Origin of the sequence: Streptomyces sp. NPDC046887, assembly GCF_040644755.1 — a bacterium.
Classification (GTDB): Bacteria; Actinomycetota; Actinomycetes; order Streptomycetales; family Streptomycetaceae; genus Streptomyces; species Streptomyces lichenis.
In genome coordinates this window covers 179,531-196,547 of sequence record NZ_JBEYXH010000007.1, presented here as the reverse complement: position 1 = coordinate 196,547, position 17,017 = coordinate 179,531, and the positions used below count along the sequence as shown (strand labels likewise).

The following is a 17,017-nucleotide window of genomic DNA, read 5'->3' as shown; positions in this document are numbered from 1 at the left end:
CCGGCACCTCCCTCTCCGCTCTCGCTGCTGTCGTTCCCGACCTCTCCAACGTCCCCGTCAGGCGAGTCGTTCCCCCCCATGCTCCCTGCCATGGCCCAGCGCCCGCCGGCAGAGGGCCAGCAGCTCCTCGTCCCGGTGGATGTCCTGGTGCCCGGCGTGCTGTCCGGCCACCTGCTCGGCGGCGTTGTGCCGGCGCGGCCGGGCCAGCTCGGCCCGTAGCAGCGCGGCCGCCTCCGCCGGGACCGGGCCCCGCTCGGCCAGGCAGCGCGCCACGGCCGGCCTGACGTGACGGTTCTCCTTCCAGGCGGCCACCAGCACCGGCAGCGACTCCTCCGCGCTGCCCGTCACCGCCCACAGCGCTGCCGCCGCGTCCACCCGCAGCGACGCGACCGGCGCCATCATGCAGCTGCGCAGCTCGGCGGCGGTCGCCCCGGCGGCGGGGCCCATCGCGCCCGCCACCTGCGCCGCCCGCCGCCGGTGCCCGGCCTCCGGGTACCGCAGCAGCGCGCGCAGCCCCGGCACCGCGGTGTCCGTGTCCGCCTCCACCGCCCACAGCGCCCGGGCCGCCGCGGCCGCCACCGCCGGGGTGCCGTGCGCCAGCAGGGTCCGCAACTCCCCGGCGGCCGCCCCGCGCGCCTCCGCGCCGATCGCGGCCAGCGTCAGCAGCGCCCGCTCCACCATCCGGTCCCGCTGCGCCGCCGGGGCGCCGTGCAGCATCCGCAGCACCTCCGGCAGGGCCTCGGCCCCGCCCACCCGGGCCAGCGCCGCGAGCAGCGGCTCCGCCGTCTCCGCGAGCCTGCCGTCCAGCGGCAGCCGGGCCAGCCTGCGCCGCAGCGCCGGCACCAGCGGGGCCGCCGCCCCGCCCAGCCGGGGGATGGCGCGCAGCAGCCGCCCGTCCGGCTCCGGATGCCCCAGCGCCCGGGCCAGCCCCGGCACCGCCCGGGCGTCCCCGGCCCGGGCGAGCGCCAGCAGGGCATGGCCGCCCGTACCCAGGCCGTCGTCCTGCTCGGCCGCCCACGGGGCGGTGGCCATGGCAGCCGCCTCCGCCAGCGCGTCGGACGCCGGACGGGCCAGCGCGAACAGCTCCTCCAGCCGGACCGCGGCGGCCCGCGCCAGCCAGGGGTCCGCCTCCGCGAGCTGCGCCCCGATCAGGGCCACCACCTCGTCGTACGAACCGCGCCACACGCGTAGCAGCTCGCCGCAGACCCAGACGGCGTCCGCGCGCCGGCCCCGGTCGGGACTGCGCAGCTGCACGGTCACCAGGGCGGTGCGGTCGGCGACCCGGTCGTTCAGGGCGCCATGCAGGGTACGGAGCAGATCGTCCGCCCAGGCCGTGCCCCGTTCGCCCCGCTCAGCGGCCCGGGACCCCTCCCGCGAGGGCCGCGCCTGCCCCAGCAGGATCGGCGCCGGCTCGGCGGCCCCGTCGGCCCCCGGCCCGTAGACCTCCGACCCATCCGCCCCCGGCCCGTAGACCTCCCCGGGCAGGGCGTCGAAGGGTCCGCCCAGCGCCTCCGGTGGCACGCCCCAGGCGGACCGCGCCCAGATGGCGAAATCCAGCCCCTCAGGCTGCCCGTATCCGCCGTACCGCGCGCCGGCGGACGGCTCCGCCGCGGGCGAAAGCTGCGATCCCGGCGCGGACGATCCCTGTGCCCCCTGCGCCGGCGATCCCGCCGCGGGCGCCTCCCGCAAGGCGGCGAGCAGCTCGGTGACCCGGGCAACCACATCCCCCGGCAGCCGGGCCGGGGCGCAGCGGGCCAGCCGGGTCAGCGCGGCCAGCCGGACCGCCGGGTCCTGGGCGGCACCCATGAGCCAGCCCAGCCAGTCGGTGATCTCGTCCCGCAGGGAGGCGTACCGCAGCGCCAGCCGCCCGATCGCCTCGACCAGCGCGAGCCGCACCTCGGTCTCCGGCTCCGTGGTCAGCCGCTCCCGCAGCAGGCCCAGCACCCGGGCCGGGTCGCCGTGCATCGAGGCCAGCGCCCCCGGCACGGCCAGCCGCACCTCGGGGTCCCGGTCCCCGAGCAGCCCCACGAACACCTCCGCGCCGGCGGCGACGGCGGCCGAGGCCATGGCGTAGTTCGCCGCGTCCTCGAACCCCTCGTCCTCCGGGTCGAGCGCGGCCATCTCGTCGTCGCCGTCCAGGTCGATGCCGCCGACGCTGGCCAGCAGCTCCACCACGCAGCCCCGGTCCCGTACCGCCGGGTCCGCCACCAGCTCCAGCAGGAACGGGATGCAGGCGAGCGTGGAGTCGTACACATCACCCTGGTGGTGGACGGCCCCGTACATGGCGTCGAGCGCCGCCTCACGCTCCCCCGGGTCGACCGACGCGAGCCCGCGCAGCAGCCCGGGTACGTCGTCCGCCGGTCCGTAGGCATGACTCAACGAGGCCCAGTCGACCTCCTCGATCCCCCTGAACATGCCATCCCTCCCCGCCAGCCCTGCACTTGGGGGCAATAGTGCACCACAAGCCCGAGACCGATGCCCCGGCAATCGGACACCTTTCAACGGCTTTTCCGCGAGTCGGCACGGGGTGCCGCAGCTGGCCGAAAACCACCCCCACCCGCCCCCTTCAACCCCCGGGCCCGCGCCCAAGCGGGTCCCCCTCGGGCCCCCGCAGCCGCAGTACGGTGGTCACGGTGTGCCGGGTGGTGCCCGTCGCCACCTCCGCCAGCAGCCCCGGTTCCACCTCGCGGTACGCCACATCGCCGAGCCCCACTGCCATCGCGGTGGCCTCCCCGCCGGCCGGCCGCCGGCGCAGCACCGCGCCCGCCCCGGCCCGTAGCGCGGGCGGCAGGGGACTGCTCACCACCGGAGTGTCGTCGTCCGGCAGCACCACCACCAGCGAGACCGGGCGCTCGGCGGGCCCGGTGAAGCCGACCACCGCCGCCTCCCGGGTGTCGGTGTGCCGCAGCTTGCGCCAGGCCCGTACGCCCGGCCGGTACGGCTGGTCCAGCCGCTTGACGACCAGCCCCTCCACCCCGATCCCCGGCAGTGTCTCGAACCAGGTGGCGGCCAGTTCCGGGTCGGTGGTCATCGGTACCGGCTGGAGCGGTGGCCCCAGTTCCCCCAGCAGCCGCACCAGCCCCTCCCGCCGCACCGAGTACCGCATCCCCCGCAGATCCTCCCCGCCCACCCCCAGCAGATCGAAGGCGGCGTACGAGGCCGGCAGCCGCTCGGCGAGGCGCGGCGCCCGCCCTGGAGTCGCGGCGGCCCGGCCCTGCACGGCGGCGAAGTCGATCCTCCCCTCCCGCCACACCACCACCTCCCCGTCCAGCACCGTCCCCTCCGGCAGCCGCCCGGCCGCCTCCGCCAGATCCGGGAACGCACCGGTCACGATCCGCCCCGACCGAGCCTGCAGCACCACACCTCCCTGCCCGCCCATCCGGAACACCACCATCCGATGCCCGTCGAACTTCGGTTCGTACGCCAGTCCCCGCTCGCGCGGCAGCACGCCCACCGTCTCGGCCAGCGCGACCCGCACCGGCGGCGTCAGGGGCCCGAGCCCCCTCACGGCAGCCGTCCCGCGCGCTCCGGGTCGAGGAGCGGGGCCAGCAGATCCCCGTACCGCTCGAACCGCGCCGGCAGATCGGCGGGCAGGAACACCAGGCGCTCGGCGTCCCGGCAGGCGTCGACCTCCTCCCAGGTCACCGGCGCCGAGACGGCCGGCAATCGGCGGGCCCGCAGGGTGTAGGGGGCGGCTGTGGTCTTGGCGGCGGCGTTCTGGCTGTGGTCCACGAAGACCTTGCCGGGCCGCAGCGCCTTGGCCATCCGGTGGACGACCTCGCCCGGCAGGGCCGCCTCCGCCTCCCTCGCCAGCAGCCGTGCGTAGGCGGAGACCCGCTCCGAGGGCGCCGGCTCCAGCGCCGCGTACAGATGCATGCCCTTGGCGCCGGAGGTCTTGGCGTACGCCTCCAGCCCGTCGGCCGCGAGCCGCTCCCGCAGCCACCGGGCGACCCGGCAGCAGTCCACCACGGTCGCCGGTGAGCCCGGGTCCAGGTCCAGCACCAGCCGGTCGGCGATCGCGGGGGCGGCGGCCCGCCACTGCGGGGTGTGCAGCTCGGCCACCAGGTTGGCCGCCCACATCAACGAGGGCAGGTCCTCGACCAGCACCTGGTGGGCGCCGGGGTCGTCGGAACGGGGCACCGGGGCGACCCTCACCCAGTCGGGTGTGCCGGGCGGAGGGTTCTTGGTGAAGAACAGCTGCCCGTCCGGGCCGTCCGGATAGCGCAGGAAGGAGAGCGGCCGGTCCCGGAGATGGGGGAGGAGATGGGGCGCGGCGGTGGCGTAGTAGTGCAGCAGCTCGCCCTTGGTCGTCCCGGTGGCCGGATGGATGACCTTGTCGAGGTTGCTGAGGGCCAGCCGCCGCCCCTCCACCTCCGTGATCGGCGTCATAAGATGAGAATCCCATAAAACCGTACAAACCATCCCCCACCCGAAAGGGATGAAAGTGCGATCCATCTGGAACGGCGCGATCTCGTTCGGCCTGGTCAGCATCCCCATCAAGCTGGTGAACGCCACCGAGAACCGCTCCATCTCCTTCCGCCAGGTGCACGTCGAGGACGGCGGCCGCATCCGCTACCGCAAGGTGTGCGAGCTGGACGGCGAGGAGGTGGCCTCGGCGGAGATCGGCAAGGCGTACGAGGAAGCCGACGGCACCATGATCCCGATCACCGACGAGGACCTGGCCGCCCTGCCGCTGCCCACCGCCAAGACCATCGAGATCGTCTCCTTCGTGGCGGCCTCCGAGATCGACCCCATGCAGATGGACACCGCCTACTACCTCTCCGCCAACGGGGTGCCGGCGGCCAAGCCGTACACCCTGCTGCGCGAGGCGCTCAAGCGCAGCGACCGCGTGGCCATCGCCAAGTTCGCCCTGCGCGGGCGGGAGCGGCTGGGCATGCTGCGGGTCGTGGACGAGGTGATCGTGATGCACGGGCTGCTCTGGCCGGACGAGATCCGCCGCCCCGAGGGCGTCGCCCCGGAGACCGACGTCACGGTGCGCGACGCCGAGCTCGACCTCGCCGACGCGCTGATGAACACCCTCGGCGAGGTGGACCTCGACTCACTGCACGACGACTACCGGGAGGCGGTCGAGCAGATGATCGCCGCCAAGGCCGAGGGCGTCGAAGAGCCCGCCCCCGCCCCCAAGGGCGAGCGCGGTGGCCAGGTCATCGACCTGATGGCCGCCCTGGAGAGCAGCGTACGGGCGGCCCGCGAGGCCCGCGGCGAGGACGAAGGTACCCAGGAAGGCGGCTCGGTCACCGAACTCCCCTCCCGCGAGCCGCAGAAGCCCGCCACCCCCTCCCGCGCCAAGAAGACCCCCGCCAAGTCCAAAGAACCCAAGTCGGCCTCCGGCAACGGCTCGACCGCCAAGACAGCAACCAAGAAGGCGGCCCCCGCCGCCAAGTCCACCGCCAAGAAGTCGGCGGCCAAGACCACCGCCAAGAAGACCGCCGCCAAGTCCGAGTCCGCCTCCCCGTCCAAGTCGACCGCCGCCAAGTCCGGCCGCAAGCGCGCCTCCTGACCCCGGCGAACCACCCGCTCCCCAGCCCGCCCCATCCGCCCCGCCCCCGGCTCCGAATCCTTCGCGACCCGCCCCTCGTACCGGCCCCCTACCGGCGCACCGCCACGGGAACCGCACACTGGTCCCCTACGCCCTACGCCCTACGCCCGTACCGGCCGCCCAGTGCGCCCCCGCGCTCGGCGCTTCGCGAATGGAGACCCCCATGCCCAAGTCCCCCGAAGTCGGCTCCCCCGTACCGGACTTCACCCTCCCCGGCGGGGTCCTCGCCGACGGCGACTTCCAGCGCCGCGACTACACCCTCTCCGCCGAGCAGGGCACTTTGCTGGTGCTCGCCTTCTATCCCGGGGACGACACCGCCGTCTGCACCCGGCAGTTGTGCTCCTACTCCTCCGGCCTGGAGGCGTTCACCGACCTCGGGGCGCAGGTCTGGGGCATCAGCCCGCAAGGTGTGGACAGCCACGAATCCTTCGCCCGCCGACACGGCCTGCGCATGCCCCTGCTCGCCGACCCCGACCGCACGGTGGCCCGCTCCTTCGGCATCACCGCCCCCGGCATCGGCCTCCGCCGGGCGGTCTTCCTGATCGACGCCGACTCCATCCTGCGCTGGAAGCACGTCTCCCTGCTGGGCGCCACCTTCCAAAGCGTGGACGAACTCTCCCGCCACCTGGCGGCCGCCTCGACCACCCCCTGACAAGCTGCCCCTGCTCCACCGCCCGGCGGGGCAGCCCTACCCCTCCACCGCGATGGCCGTCAGTACCAGTCCGTCCTTCGCCATCCACCGCCCGGAGAACCTGGTCAGCGGCCGGCCCAGCAGCTCCGGTCCCGGCACCAGGATCCGCGCCTCGAAGGTGCCGTCCGCCAGGATCGCCACCGAGGCCTCCTGGAAGTCCAGGAACCGTCGGGCCAGCGGGAACCACGCCTTGTACACGGACTCCTTGGCGCTGAACAGCACCCGGTCCCAGGCCGGCCCGCCCGTCGGCAGGGCGGCCATGGCCGCCAGGTCCTCCGGGCGGGCGATGGCCTCCAGCACGCCCTCCGGTACGGGTGCGTCCGGCTCCGCGTCGATACCCAGCGCCGCCACCTCACCGCTCCGCGCCACCGTGGCGGCGCGGTAACCCGCGCAGTGCGTCATGCTGCCCACGACACCGTCCGGCCAGCCGGGCGCCCCCCGCTCGCCGGGCAGCAGCGGCGCCGGCGGGTACCCGAGCTTCGCCAGGGCCTCCCGCGCACAGGCGCGCACCGTGGTGAACTCGACCCGCCGCTTGGCGACGGCCCGCGCGATCACCGCCTCCTCCTCCGGGAACAGCGGCGTCTCCAGCCGGTCCCCGAAGGTGTGCACACTCACCACACCCGGCGGCAGCAGCTCCTCGATCACGCCCCCACCCTCCCCGCGACCTCGTCCGGTACGTCCCGCGCCGGCACGATCTGCCGCGCCAGGTCCTCCCGCAGCCCGAACCGGCGCCACTCGCGCGGATAGCCGAGCGACACCTCCTCGAACCGCACCCCGTCGTACACCGTGCGCCGGGGGATGTGCAGATGGCCGTAGACCACCGCCTCCACCCCGAACCGGGTGTGCCAGTCAGCCGTCCGCTCCGTCCCGCACCACTGCGCGAACTCCTGGTACGTCATGATCCTGGTCGGTTCCCGCACCAGCGGCCAGTGGTTGACCAGCACCAGCGGCAGATCACCCGCCACCTCCGCCAGCCGCCGCTCGCTCTCCGCCACCCGCGCCGCACACCACTCCGCCCGCGACGCATACGGATCCGGGTGCAGATAGAACTCGTCCGTGCACACCACACCCGTCTCATGGGCGAACGCCAGAGACTCCTCCACCGTCGACGTCCCCGGCGCCAGCCAGGAGTAGTCGTACAGCGTGAACAGCGGCGCGATCCGCACCGGCCCTCCCGCGCCGGTCCACACCGGGTACGGGTCCTCCGGCGTCAGCACCCCCAGCCGCCGGCACATCTCCACCAGCGCCTCATACCGCGCCACCCCCCGCAGCGCCAGCGGGTCCCCCTTCCCCTCGTCTTTCTTCTCCACCGTCCACAACTCATGGTTCCCAGGCGCCCACACCACCTGCTCGAACCGGTCCCGCAGCAGCCCGAGCACCCACTCGATGTCCTCGAACCGCTCCCCGACGTCCCCCGCCACGATCAGCCAGTCACCCGGTGACCCGGGCTCCAGCTTCTCCACGATCGCCCGGTTGTCCGCATACGACACATGCAGGTCGCTGACCGCACGCAACACGCTCTCGGTCCCCCTCATCCCGCCACCCTAACCCGCCCCTTGCACGCCTCCACGGGGCCGCGCCTTCGGGCACCTTCCCACCCCCTCCCACGTTGCCCACTCACAACGATCAGCAGCCTCAAGGGGGACCGCATGCGCAAGATACCGAGCAGGCCATGGGCCATCACGGCGCTGGTGGTGGCCCTCGCCGCCGCCGGCCTCGGGATGTACTGGTTCCAGCCCTGGAAGCTGTGGCAGGACGAGACCCTCCACGAAGCCCTCCCGGCGGCCGCCGCCCCCACCACCCCCGGCTCCACCTCCACCCCCACCCCTCCCCAAACCCTGGCAACCGGCGACCTCATCAGCCACGAGCACACCACCTCCGGCACCGCCAAGCTCGTCCGCCTCGGCGACGGTTCACACGTCGTACGTCTGGAGGGCCTGGACACCAGCAGCGGCCCCGACCTCCGCGTCTGGCTCACCGACGCCCCGGTAAAGGAGGGCCGGGCCGGCTGGTTCGTCTTCGACGACGGCAAGCACCTCAGCCTCGGCAAGCTCAAGGGCAACAAGGGCGACCAGAACTACCCCCTCCCCACCGGCACCGACCCCGCCGACTTCACCAGCGTCACCATCTGGTGTGACCGCTTCGACGTCTCCTTCGGCGCCGCCGAACTCACCAAGACGTAGCTATGGCTCCGGCGGCATACTGAGCCCCGACCCGCCCGCCGCCCCCCGGTCATCGGCAGGCGGCATCCGGGAAGGGGAGACGCATGCCGCTGGAGTTCGGGCTGTGGCGGGTGGACGACAAGCCGACCAGGGTCGTCACCCGGCCGATGCCCTCCGAGAGCCGGCTGGAAGAGCTCATCGAGGCCGACCCGGACATCCTGGGCGACCGGCTCCTCCTCATCGGCCGCCAAGTGCCCACCCTGCACGGCAAGTTCGTCGACCTTCTCGCCCTGGACGCGGAAGGCGCCCTGCACGTCCTGGAGCTCAAGCGGGACCGCACTCCCCGTGCCGTGGTGGCCCAGGTCCTCGACTACGGCTCCTGGGCGCAGGGGCTCACCAACGAGGACGTCCGTGACATCTACGCCACCTACGCGAGCCGCCGCGGCCTGCCCCAGCTGGACGAGGCCTTCGCCCTGCGCTTCGGCGGCAGCCCGCCGGACGTACTGAACGCGGCCCACCATCTCACGGTGGTCGCCGGTGAGATGGACGCGGCGACGGAGCGGATCGTCACCTACCTGGCGAACGGCTTCCAGGTACCCGTGAACGTTCTCTTCTTCCGCTACTTCGAGGACGAGGGACGCGCCTATCTCGCCCGCACCTGGCTGATCGACGAGGCGGAGGCCGCGGTGGCGCCGTCAACCGACCCCAAGGCCCGCGGCAAGCAGGAGCCCTGGAACGGGACCGACTGGTACGTCTCCTTCGGCGACGACCCCGGCAGCCGCTGCTGGGAGGACGCCCGCCGCTTCGGCTTCGTCTCCGCCGGCGGCGGCGAGTGGTTCTCCCGCACCCTCCGCTCCCTGCCCCTCGGGGCACGTGTGCTCACCCACATCCCCAAGGCCGGATACGTAGGCATCGGCACCGTCTCCGGCGAGCCGCAGCCCTTCGAGGACGCCGTCCTCACCGTGGACGGAGAGCCGCGCCGCATGCTCGACCTCCCCCTGGAGGGCGTCTACCGCCAACCCACCGAAGCCTCCGCCCCCGAGGACCGCCGCGAATGGGTCGTCCCCGTCACCTGGGAGCGATCCGCCCCCCGCGAGGCAGCCCTCTGGCGCCCCGGCTTCTTCGCCAACCAGAACTCCGCCTGCAAACTGCGCGCCCGCTTCACCATCGAAGAGGTCTCCCGCCACTTCGGCCCACCCCACACCCCCGACGTCGACTGACCGCTGCCAATCCACGTCTCGAAGGAATGACCATGGATGACGAGATCCAGTTGATCAGGGACGGCGAAAGCCTGGCGGTCGTCGGCTCCCCGCCCACCGTCGAACGCTTCCTTGTCTCGGAAGGGCTTCCGTCGCGGGGCCTTGGCCGGCGACGGTTCCGTTCCGCCCCCGGCAACGCGGCCGGCGCCGCGCAGGCAGATTCCGATATGGCCGCCGGCTCAGGTCGCTGGGTGAAGCTGACCGAGGAGTCCGCGCGGCGCATCGACGAGTTCGGGCTGAGGGAAAGCGCCACGACGGGCCTGAGCACGGGTGTGCTGAAGGGCGACAAGAGCCAGATCAAGGGATTCGTCGAGTGCACGAAGGGGGCGGGCCCCCTCAAGGGCAGTCCGGCACAGCTGGCCAATGTCGCGGCGGTCATGGCGCAGCTCGCGATGCAGCAGGCCATGGACGAGATCACCGACTATCTCGCCACGATCGACGAGAAGGTCGACGACGTGCTCCGGGCCCAGGAGGACGACGCCTTGTCCAAGATGGTTGGTGCGGAGTTCGTGATCGAGGAGGCCATGAGCATCCGGGATGAGGTGGGCCGGGTCTCCGACATCACCTGGTCCAAGGTGCAGGCCACGCCGCAGACGATCGCGAGGGCCCAGGTGTACGCGCTCCGGCGGCTCGACGCGCTCGCGGAGAAGATGGAGCGCAAGGCCAAGATCGGTGAACTCGCCGCGGCGGCGGAGGAAGCCGGGTCCCAAGCGTGGCAGTGGCTCGCCGTCCTGGCTCGTTGCTTCCACCTGCAGGACGCGATAGCCGTGCTCGAACTCGACCGGGTGCTGGACGCCGCTCCGGAGGAGCTGGACCGGCACCGTGGCGGGATTCGGATCGCCCGGCAGAAGCGGCTGGATCTCATCTCGCGAAGCACCGAGCGGCTGGTGGCCCGGATGAACGCGGCCGCCGACGAGGCCAACGCCAAGGTACTGCTGCACCCGACCAAATCCCCGGCCGTGGTCCGGTCGAGCAACCAGGTCGTGGCAGGCGTCCAGGACTTCCACGTACGGCTCGGTATCGAGTCCGGTCGCCGGTCGTCGGACACAAGGCGATGGACAGCCGCTGCGGCGGAGGTGAGGGACAAGGTCCTTGAAAGGGGGGCGAAGGGCGTCGGGGTCGCGCGAAGTCTTGGCAACGAGTCCCTGGGACGGGCCGGTTCGGTCAAGGACAAACTCGTCGGCGGGATCGCCGAACGAGCACGCCGTCGCCATGGCGACCAAGAGGAAGTTGCGGAAGGCTGAGCAGGCGGCGACTGCCGGGCACAACGGCTTCTACCAGACTGGACCAGTGCTGCGCTCCAACCTGACCGCACATCGACAGGTGGCACAGAGGTGCTCTGTGCTCGGCAGCGACCACTGCCCCTTCGAGCACCCTGCGCTGACGATGGGCCGGTGCGGCCTGCGCCTGCCGAACACGGACATCGGTCCGCGATGAGCCCGAAACGGCCAGATCAGTCTCGAACGGGTCCGTACCTCAGGAGTCCTCTGCCGTGATCCCACCCAAGGCCCGCCGACCGCGCCCCCTTCGCTCCTGGCGCCCGCCGGGCGCCGCTCGTCACAGCGCACCGCCATGCTGTCCGTCGCCTGGGGTGGTGGTCGCCGGGTGTCCTTTGGCGTCACCTTTGCCGCTGGGGGAGACGGCGGCGCCCCGAGCACGATGTCCGCCCCGGCGTCCACCCTGTCGATATGGCAGGACAACCGGACACATCTGGCCGGCGCCGACGCGGTCACCATCGCCGGTACCTCCGCCGGCTGAACTTCCGTCGCCACACGCCCTCGTCCGTGAGCGCAGACCGCGCGCTGCATCGCCCGCAGTGACCACTCGCCGAGCTTGCTCCACCTTTGTACGCTCCAGGCGGCACACGGGGGCGCACACGCGAAGACCCCGACCTCAGGGCTTCCGCTGATGTCGGGGTCTCTGGCACTTCTTGTGAAGTGCCCCCGGCAGGATTCGAACCTGCGCACGCGGCTCCGGAGAACGTGGCTCCAGTGGGCGTCACGCACCCTTGACCGGCGGAACTGGGGAACGAGCCCTGTCGGCAACGGGTTCACATGTCGCTCACGCGGAAGTGGCCTTGAACTATGCGGGAGGCACAGTCTATGCAGGGAGCCTAATTGGCTACCACAATCACTCCAGATCGCTGCGCGCTAGTAACTTCAGCTTCGCTCAGGCCAGAGGCTCGCGAAATCTTGGCCCCGAACAGGTGTCGATTGAATGATCGGACGGAAATCAGCTCTCCATCGAGCAAAGAGTATGTCAAAATCTCGCCGGACTCGGAAATCACGAGGAGTAGAGATTTTTGCTGCGAAATTTGGGCTACCCACGACTCGGCACAGAGCTCGACAGACCAAAGCTGCTCCCATTTGCCTGGACGTGTACGCCACAGTGAAATGGTAGAGCTCTGGACTAGGGCAGCCAGGTCGTCCCCTTCATCGAAAGCAATGTGGCTACAGTCGGAGAGTCTTGGCATTACCGATTCAAGATCAGTCTTGGGAAAGCTTAGGAGTTCGCCAGTCCGACCTGAAGTGTAGATCACCTCTCCGCCATCCAAGATTTTCGGGAAGAAGTCTTCGGCGGAAAGAGAAGATTCGACGCCGACATCCAATTCGTCGACCTGCGACCATTCAGGTCGACTCGTGGAATACTCGAAGATCTTGGTCCGATGCGTAGATTTCGCCCACACGCGCAGAGCGGAGTCCGACTGGAAGTAGGAGAACGACAAAGCATCATTCTCTCCTACCCTTCCGGGGGTAGCGAGAGTTTCACCCGTTTCAGCGTCCAAGATTGTCCAGTTTAATCCGCCTCGGTTACGGCTGGCTACAAGCACCTCCTTGTCGCCCCACATCATGGCGCTATTCACAGGCTCCTCAAACTCTCGAATTACCTCCTGTGTGGCATTGGAGACGATGAATGTTTTTTCTCCATCAGAATACCCCCACCACCTTCCCAATGGACCGGTGAAAATGCCAGAACGCCACCAGGCGAACAAGGGATCTCCTCCATTCGCCAACTGGATACTTACAGGTTCAGACGTAAGATTCCCGTCAGGCCATCGCAGGACTGAAGCTTTGAACCCGTCGCCATGACCGAAAGGATCTATCAGGCACGCACTGATGGCACCATCTGAGTGATCGATGACTTGCGTGATACGCCTAGCGCTTACCAGAAATCTACTACCCTTCAGTGTCGTATTAGTGAAGTCTGTATCTCGCTTATCAATTTCCCCGAGGTCGACTTCTTTGAGGATTGCCCCCTGGAGGTCCGAGCCGCGGAATGAAATTTTTGGCAGATGGATTCCCCCTCTGCGAAATCCGGTCAGATCAATGCCTTTCAGGTTCCTACCATCGAGGCTTCCGCCCGAGTATCCGAGCAGGTTGGCGCAGTTCCCGCCAAGAGCCCGCGGGTTAAGCAGGTCGCGAGTAGATTGCATGTGGCGGACAAGGATCTCCTCGTAATTTGGGTGCTCTTGAATCATACTGCTTAGAAAGTCGTGAACAACTGGATTAAATTCGTCCGTGCCAAAATTTTCTGCCAGTGCACTACCAGACTCCGGCTCAATCTGGTTGATGTCAGGCAAGGAGCCGTCAGCGCGCCGTTGGGAAAAATATCCCGACCAAGAATAGGATTCTTTATCCGGATTGCCTGATCGCGGAATGATCCCCAAGAAGTCTCCAGCAAGCAGCCCCAGTTCTGCTGCATACTTGTAGGCGGTAAGGAACTCCAGCAGGGACTTATGTGATGGGCCGTAGTCTCCTTCAGCGTTGCGAACCAGCATCCCCTGGTTACGCATGTCCTGTTCCCAGTAGTCGAGATCTTTAGCCCTCTCGACGACTGAACCGAAGCAAGCCCGCAACTTGTCAGGGAATTCGCGATAATTGAGCGTGAGCTGGTTCGTTCTCAGCATTTCCCATGAGATCTCACTGAGGAACAACAGCTTGTCTGCGAGTGACGTAAAAGTCCGGTTTGAGGTTACATCGCGGTCCATCTTTCGTCTGATGGCGTAGAGGTAGATCCGCGTTAGATCGACAGGTGCTCCGCTTTCAATCTCAGGCAGTGCGTCGATAACCAGCTCAGACATGACGGGCCTACGCATCAGGTCTCGTACGTGCTCATGAGACATGACGGACTCTACCTTTTCGGGACCGAGGAGATGCCCAAGCATCTTCTCGATCTGGGCGTCATCGAAAGGGACGAGCTCAACAATCTCGAAGGTAGGGCCGTCCGATGGATTCCCGGTCGAGGATGCGGAACTCTGGCCTCGAGCAGATCGCGAGCCTCTTTGGCTTCGGGAAAATGCTCTGTCCTGCTGCTAAGAAGAACCTTCGCCCCCGGTTCGACAGCTTTGGCCAGCTCCCAAAAATTGGCCACCATAGTGTTACGGTCGATCCGCGAGGCCATCTCGTCGAACCCGTCAAAGATTAGCAGCAATCGCCCCATTCGATTCAGTACGCGGAATACGTCGTAACTGCGGAGCCCGATCTTATGTTTGTTGAAGAAAAATTCCGAGAGCAGCCCTGAAACGGACGTCTGCTTTGCGTAGTCGCGGAGGGGTATTACAAGGGGGATGCGGGGGCGTGGGAGACCGCGTGACTTTGCATCTTTCCATGCTTCCGCCAACTTGCTGGCGAAGTGCATGCTAAACCATGACTTACCCATCCCGAACTCGCCCAGTACTGACAGATGTTTCTTGGTGGGATCGGTAAGCCAGGTTTGAACGTATCGGTCAAGTCCGCCGCTCTGCCAGTGGTAATTGCTTACATCTACTGGTTCGCCGTTCGCCGGGTTGATCTCATCCTTGCGGCAGGAAAGTGGCACATATCGCGTATTGATCATGCGCTTTTCAACTTCGCTTTGTAGCCAGTCTATGTATGGCTCGAAGTTGACTTCCAGGTCGATAAGCTCATCGAATGAGAAGCATGAAAATCTGTCGTCTGAGTCTGCAGCCCTGCGGCGGGAGGCTTCGCTAATTCGAAGCTGCGCAACGCCCCAACCCTCCGCCGCGTTGTTGCCTGCGATGAGACTGTCCAGGAGATCCAGGTGATGAAGCCCAAGCTCTCCATCCACGCAAAGGACCACGACCCGGTCGAATCGACCTGGGCGTCGTGTTGGTACGTTCACCAGGAGTGCTGCGGAGTCGTCACTTGGCGCCCACTCCTGCTCCAGGGTGTAGCCAACGGCTCCAAACCAAATTCGTGCGTCGTCCCTAAGGCGTTCGGCGGGAGTTGCGCAGGCGCGCTCGGGATTTTCGACGAGTCGGTGAGCCTCTTCGGCCTTTCGGGTCTTCGTGACTTCCTTCAGGATCGCGTCCACTTTATTCTCAAGTCGTGTCGAGTGAGGGTCGCGACTACGATTGACCAATTCCTGAAACTTCGTAATGAAATTGACTAGAGTCTGCTCGACATCTGCCCCGAAATGGCCGAACTCGAGAGTCTCGCGATTCCTTTGGATGGCTAGTTCAACTTCATTCCGAACCGTGGACCAGTCGTCGGCGTCAAACGAACGCCTAAAGGAGCGCTGCACGTATTGATCTTCGAAGAGTCGAAGCACAGCCGGGGGCTGGCCGTTGAGTTCTTCGATTAGCGCGTAGGCGTATAGGCTTTCAAAATCTTTGGGTGGCTGATTTGGGTCGAGGTGAAGCCTCTTTAGTATCTTGATTACAGCGGTGCGCCGCATCGCTGAATCCTTGACCGGGTCCGCCACGACTTTTCCGAGCGCGCCAAGCGCTGTAGTGATGATCTCGGGAGCCATGTTCTCTACACCGACTCTCTGTCTGTCCAGGATGGCTAGACCCCCCAGGCTAGCGACACATAGTCATCAAGGTGGCCGGAACTGAGACTTTGCCTACAAGGTATGGACAGTGAGCCCGGAGTCGGCCCCCGTGCCCTGCGGACGAGCAGGTGCGACTGCTGCTCGATCGCTGGTCGCCTGTTCCAGGCCGAGCATCGACGGCCTTGTGGGACGGCGGGTCACATCGGGAGAGGAGAGTGCGCAGCCTGGGCCCGGCAGGTTAGCTCGGCGAGTTCCACCACCGTGGTGCCATTGGCTCGCAGGGTCTCCACGACAGGCGATGACCACACGGCGGAGGGGGATCGGAGGATCAGCTGGGTGCAGGTGAGGGGGTAGGGCTTGCACTCCAAACAGGGTCCCAGCGTGCTGTAGAGCGTGGCGCTGGCCAAGCGGGCGTCGTCCGCCGGGAGGTTGGCGAAGGCTGACTCCTCGGTGTGGGCGTCCGTTTCAGGGGAGCAGCCGTGGGCGAGCTCCTCGCCGTCGGCGCCCGCGATGATGGCGCCGACGGAGAAGGCGCCCTCGTCACATCATCGGCGTGTGTCATTGAGAGCCTTCCTGCTCGGGCAGGTAGCGGAGAAGTACCGTGTCGCCGATGGTGCTGGCCTCGGCGAGGCGCATTCGGCGGGTGGAGCTGCCGGAGTACGTGGGTTCAGGAAGCGGGGGGGCTTGGGCCGCCGACGACCAGAGACGCGATGGCGAGGTGGATCTCGTTGGCCACGCCCTGCGACAGGGAAGCGGTGTGGAGCTGTCCGCCGTCCTCCACCATCAGCCGTTCTAAGCCGCGGGTTCCGTGGTCGTCCAGCAGAGCACCGAAGTCGAAGGTCGGCCTGTGCAGACCACGTCTGCCAGCCCCGCCAGCCGCGTGCGGAGCTTCTCCTCGCCCGCATCTGTCGTGTAGGCGAGCTTGTCTCCGCCGTGGTGTCAGAACTTGAGGTCGGACTCCAGGTCCCCGCTCGCGGAGATGGTGACCTTCCAGGGATAGGCAGGTTTTTCCTGCGGCCACCCGTGCCGCGCATCGCTCCTTGCTGTTCACCAACAGCCGAGGGTTGTCGGAACCGCATCGTGCCGGCGCCGATGAGGAGGGCGTCGGACTCGGCCAGGTACCCATCCCACCGTTGCTGGTGGCGATGCTTCGTGAGTACATCGAGGAGTTCGGCGCGGCTCAGGGCGGCAGGCTCTTCGCCAACGAGCTAGGCGCCGTACGGGGTACCTCCAGCTACCGGAGGGACTGGCAGGACGCCCGGGCGTTCACGCTCCCGCCCGACCGGGCCGCCTCGCCGCTCGTTCGCCAGTCGTACGACCTGAGGCAGGCCAGCATCACGAACTGGTTGAACGCCGGAGTTCCGGTCGCCGAGGTTGCACGCCGAGCCCGCAACCCGCCGCAAGTCATCGCAACAACGATTGGGTGGGCAGACCCCCGGGTGAACGCGGGCTGCAGCCCGCACCAATCTGCCGATCATGCGACAAGTGGCGAGCTGGCTGAAGCTGTTGGAGCTTCTGGTGGTCATAGCTGGTTGCAGTGGCCCGCAGACGACGACCACGGCAGGCGATGTGG

At 68.2% G+C, this 17,017-nt stretch carries 13 protein-coding genes and 1 pseudogene; 5 read left to right on the top strand and 9 right to left on the bottom strand.

Annotated elements, in window-relative coordinates:
* Positions 1 to 57 precede the first annotated feature (57 nt).
* The 3 genes from ABZ945_RS10340 to ligD form a co-directional block, all read right to left on the bottom strand.
* Positions 58 to 2,415 carry a HEAT repeat domain-containing protein gene (locus ABZ945_RS10340; protein ID WP_361266680.1) on the bottom strand — a complete coding sequence of 786 codons (2,358 nt, stop codon included), beginning with the start codon at positions 2,413 to 2,415 and terminating at the stop codon, positions 58 to 60.
* Between the two features lie 151 nt (positions 2,416 to 2,566).
* A complete protein-coding gene (locus ABZ945_RS10335) occupies positions 2,567 to 3,508 on the bottom strand; it encodes an ATP-dependent DNA ligase (RefSeq protein WP_361266678.1) in 942 nt (313 codons plus the stop codon).
* Entirely contained in the window at positions 3,505 to 4,389 is an 885-nt protein-coding gene (gene ligD / locus ABZ945_RS10330) for a non-homologous end-joining DNA ligase (RefSeq protein WP_361266676.1), read from the bottom strand. Before ligD ends, ABZ945_RS10335 begins: the two co-directional genes overlap by 4 nt.
* 55 nt (positions 4,390 to 4,444) lie before the next feature.
* On the opposite strand from ligD, the gene ABZ945_RS10325 reads away from it, so the two are divergent.
* Positions 4,445 to 5,521, top strand: a complete 1,077-nt coding sequence (locus ABZ945_RS10325; protein ID WP_361266674.1) for a Ku protein — start codon at positions 4,445 to 4,447, stop codon at positions 5,519 to 5,521.
* 202 nt (positions 5,522 to 5,723) lie between these two features.
* Positions 5,724 to 6,212 (top strand): peroxiredoxin, encoded by a 489-nt coding sequence (locus ABZ945_RS10320; protein WP_361266672.1) that lies wholly within the window; start codon positions 5,724 to 5,726, stop codon positions 6,210 to 6,212.
* Positions 6,213 to 6,248: 36 nt separating this feature from the next.
* Here the strand turns inward: ABZ945_RS10320 and ABZ945_RS10315 are convergent, their stop codons facing one another.
* Together ABZ945_RS10315 and ABZ945_RS10310 are read right to left on the bottom strand one after the other, a co-directional pair.
* A complete protein-coding gene (locus ABZ945_RS10315) occupies positions 6,249 to 6,896 on the bottom strand; it encodes a 4'-phosphopantetheinyl transferase superfamily protein (RefSeq protein ID WP_361266670.1) in 648 nt (215 codons plus the stop codon).
* On the bottom strand, positions 6,893 to 7,786 hold the full coding sequence (locus tag ABZ945_RS10310; RefSeq protein WP_361266668.1) for a metallophosphoesterase: 894 nt from the start codon (positions 7,784 to 7,786) through the stop codon (positions 6,893 to 6,895). Before ABZ945_RS10310 ends, ABZ945_RS10315 begins: the two co-directional genes overlap by 4 nt.
* Positions 7,787 to 7,900: 114 nt before the next feature.
* Here ABZ945_RS10310 and ABZ945_RS10305 point away from each other — a divergent pair, with 114 nt between their 5' ends.
* The 3 genes from ABZ945_RS10305 to ABZ945_RS10295 all read left to right on the top strand — a co-directional run bounded on the left by ABZ945_RS10305 (position 7,901) and on the right by ABZ945_RS10295 (position 10,916).
* Positions 7,901 to 8,434, top strand: a complete 534-nt coding sequence (locus ABZ945_RS10305; RefSeq protein WP_361266666.1) for a DM13 domain-containing protein — start codon at positions 7,901 to 7,903, stop codon at positions 8,432 to 8,434.
* An 83-nt stretch (positions 8,435 to 8,517) separates the two neighbouring features.
* The gene (locus ABZ945_RS10300) at positions 8,518 to 9,633 is read left to right on the top strand and encodes a hypothetical protein (RefSeq protein ID WP_361266664.1); all 1,116 of its coding nucleotides are present in this window, start codon (positions 8,518 to 8,520) and stop codon (positions 9,631 to 9,633) included.
* Positions 9,634 to 9,665: 32 nt separating this feature from the next.
* A complete protein-coding gene (locus tag ABZ945_RS10295; RefSeq protein WP_361266662.1) occupies positions 9,666 to 10,916 on the top strand; it encodes a hypothetical protein in 1,251 nt (416 codons plus the stop codon).
* A gap of 869 nt (positions 10,917 to 11,785) precedes the next feature.
* Here the strand turns inward: ABZ945_RS10295 and ABZ945_RS10290 are convergent.
* The 4 genes and pseudogenes from ABZ945_RS10290 to ABZ945_RS10275 form a co-directional block, all read right to left on the bottom strand.
* On the bottom strand, positions 11,786 to 13,753 hold the full coding sequence (locus ABZ945_RS10290) for a pentapeptide repeat-containing protein (protein WP_361266660.1): 1,968 nt from the start codon (positions 13,751 to 13,753) through the stop codon (positions 11,786 to 11,788).
* Positions 13,754 to 13,803: 50 nt separating this feature from the next.
* Complete coding sequence (locus ABZ945_RS10285; protein ID WP_361266658.1) at positions 13,804 to 15,423, bottom strand: NACHT domain-containing protein; 1,620 nt, start codon at positions 15,421 to 15,423, stop codon at positions 13,804 to 13,806.
* 218 nt (positions 15,424 to 15,641) lie between these two features.
* Positions 15,642 to 15,971 (bottom strand): annotated as a pseudogene (locus ABZ945_RS10280) (dCMP deaminase); the annotation flags it as partial.
* A 140-nt stretch (positions 15,972 to 16,111) separates the two neighbouring features.
* On the bottom strand, positions 16,112 to 16,228 hold the full coding sequence (locus ABZ945_RS10275; RefSeq protein WP_361266656.1) for a hypothetical protein: 117 nt from the start codon (positions 16,226 to 16,228) through the stop codon (positions 16,112 to 16,114).
* Positions 16,229 to 17,017: the final 789 nt, after the last annotated feature.

Coding starts and splice junctions, on each gene's coding strand:
- ABZ945_RS10285 (WP_361266658.1), bottom strand. CDS start 15,423: ATGGCTCCCGAGATCATCACTACAGCGCTTGGCGCGCTCGGAAAAGTC.
- ABZ945_RS10340 (WP_361266680.1), bottom strand. CDS start 2,415: ATGTTCAGGGGGATCGAGGAGGTCGACTGGGCCTCGTTGAGTCATGCC.
- ABZ945_RS10295 (WP_361266662.1), top strand. CDS start 9,666: ATGGATGACGAGATCCAGTTGATCAGGGACGGCGAAAGCCTGGCGGTC.
- ABZ945_RS10320 (WP_361266672.1), top strand. CDS start 5,724: ATGCCCAAGTCCCCCGAAGTCGGCTCCCCCGTACCGGACTTCACCCTC.
- ligD (WP_361266676.1), bottom strand. CDS start 4,389: ATGACGCCGATCACGGAGGTGGAGGGGCGGCGGCTGGCCCTCAGCAAC.
- ABZ945_RS10305 (WP_361266666.1), top strand. CDS start 7,901: ATGCGCAAGATACCGAGCAGGCCATGGGCCATCACGGCGCTGGTGGTG.
- ABZ945_RS10275 (WP_361266656.1), bottom strand. CDS start 16,228: ATGGTGGAGGACGGCGGACAGCTCCACACCGCTTCCCTGTCGCAGGGC.
- ABZ945_RS10300 (WP_361266664.1), top strand. CDS start 8,518: ATGCCGCTGGAGTTCGGGCTGTGGCGGGTGGACGACAAGCCGACCAGG.
- ABZ945_RS10310 (WP_361266668.1), bottom strand. CDS start 7,786: ATGAGGGGGACCGAGAGCGTGTTGCGTGCGGTCAGCGACCTGCATGTG.
- ABZ945_RS10290 (WP_361266660.1), bottom strand. CDS start 13,753: ATGTCTGAGCTGGTTATCGACGCACTGCCTGAGATTGAAAGCGGAGCA.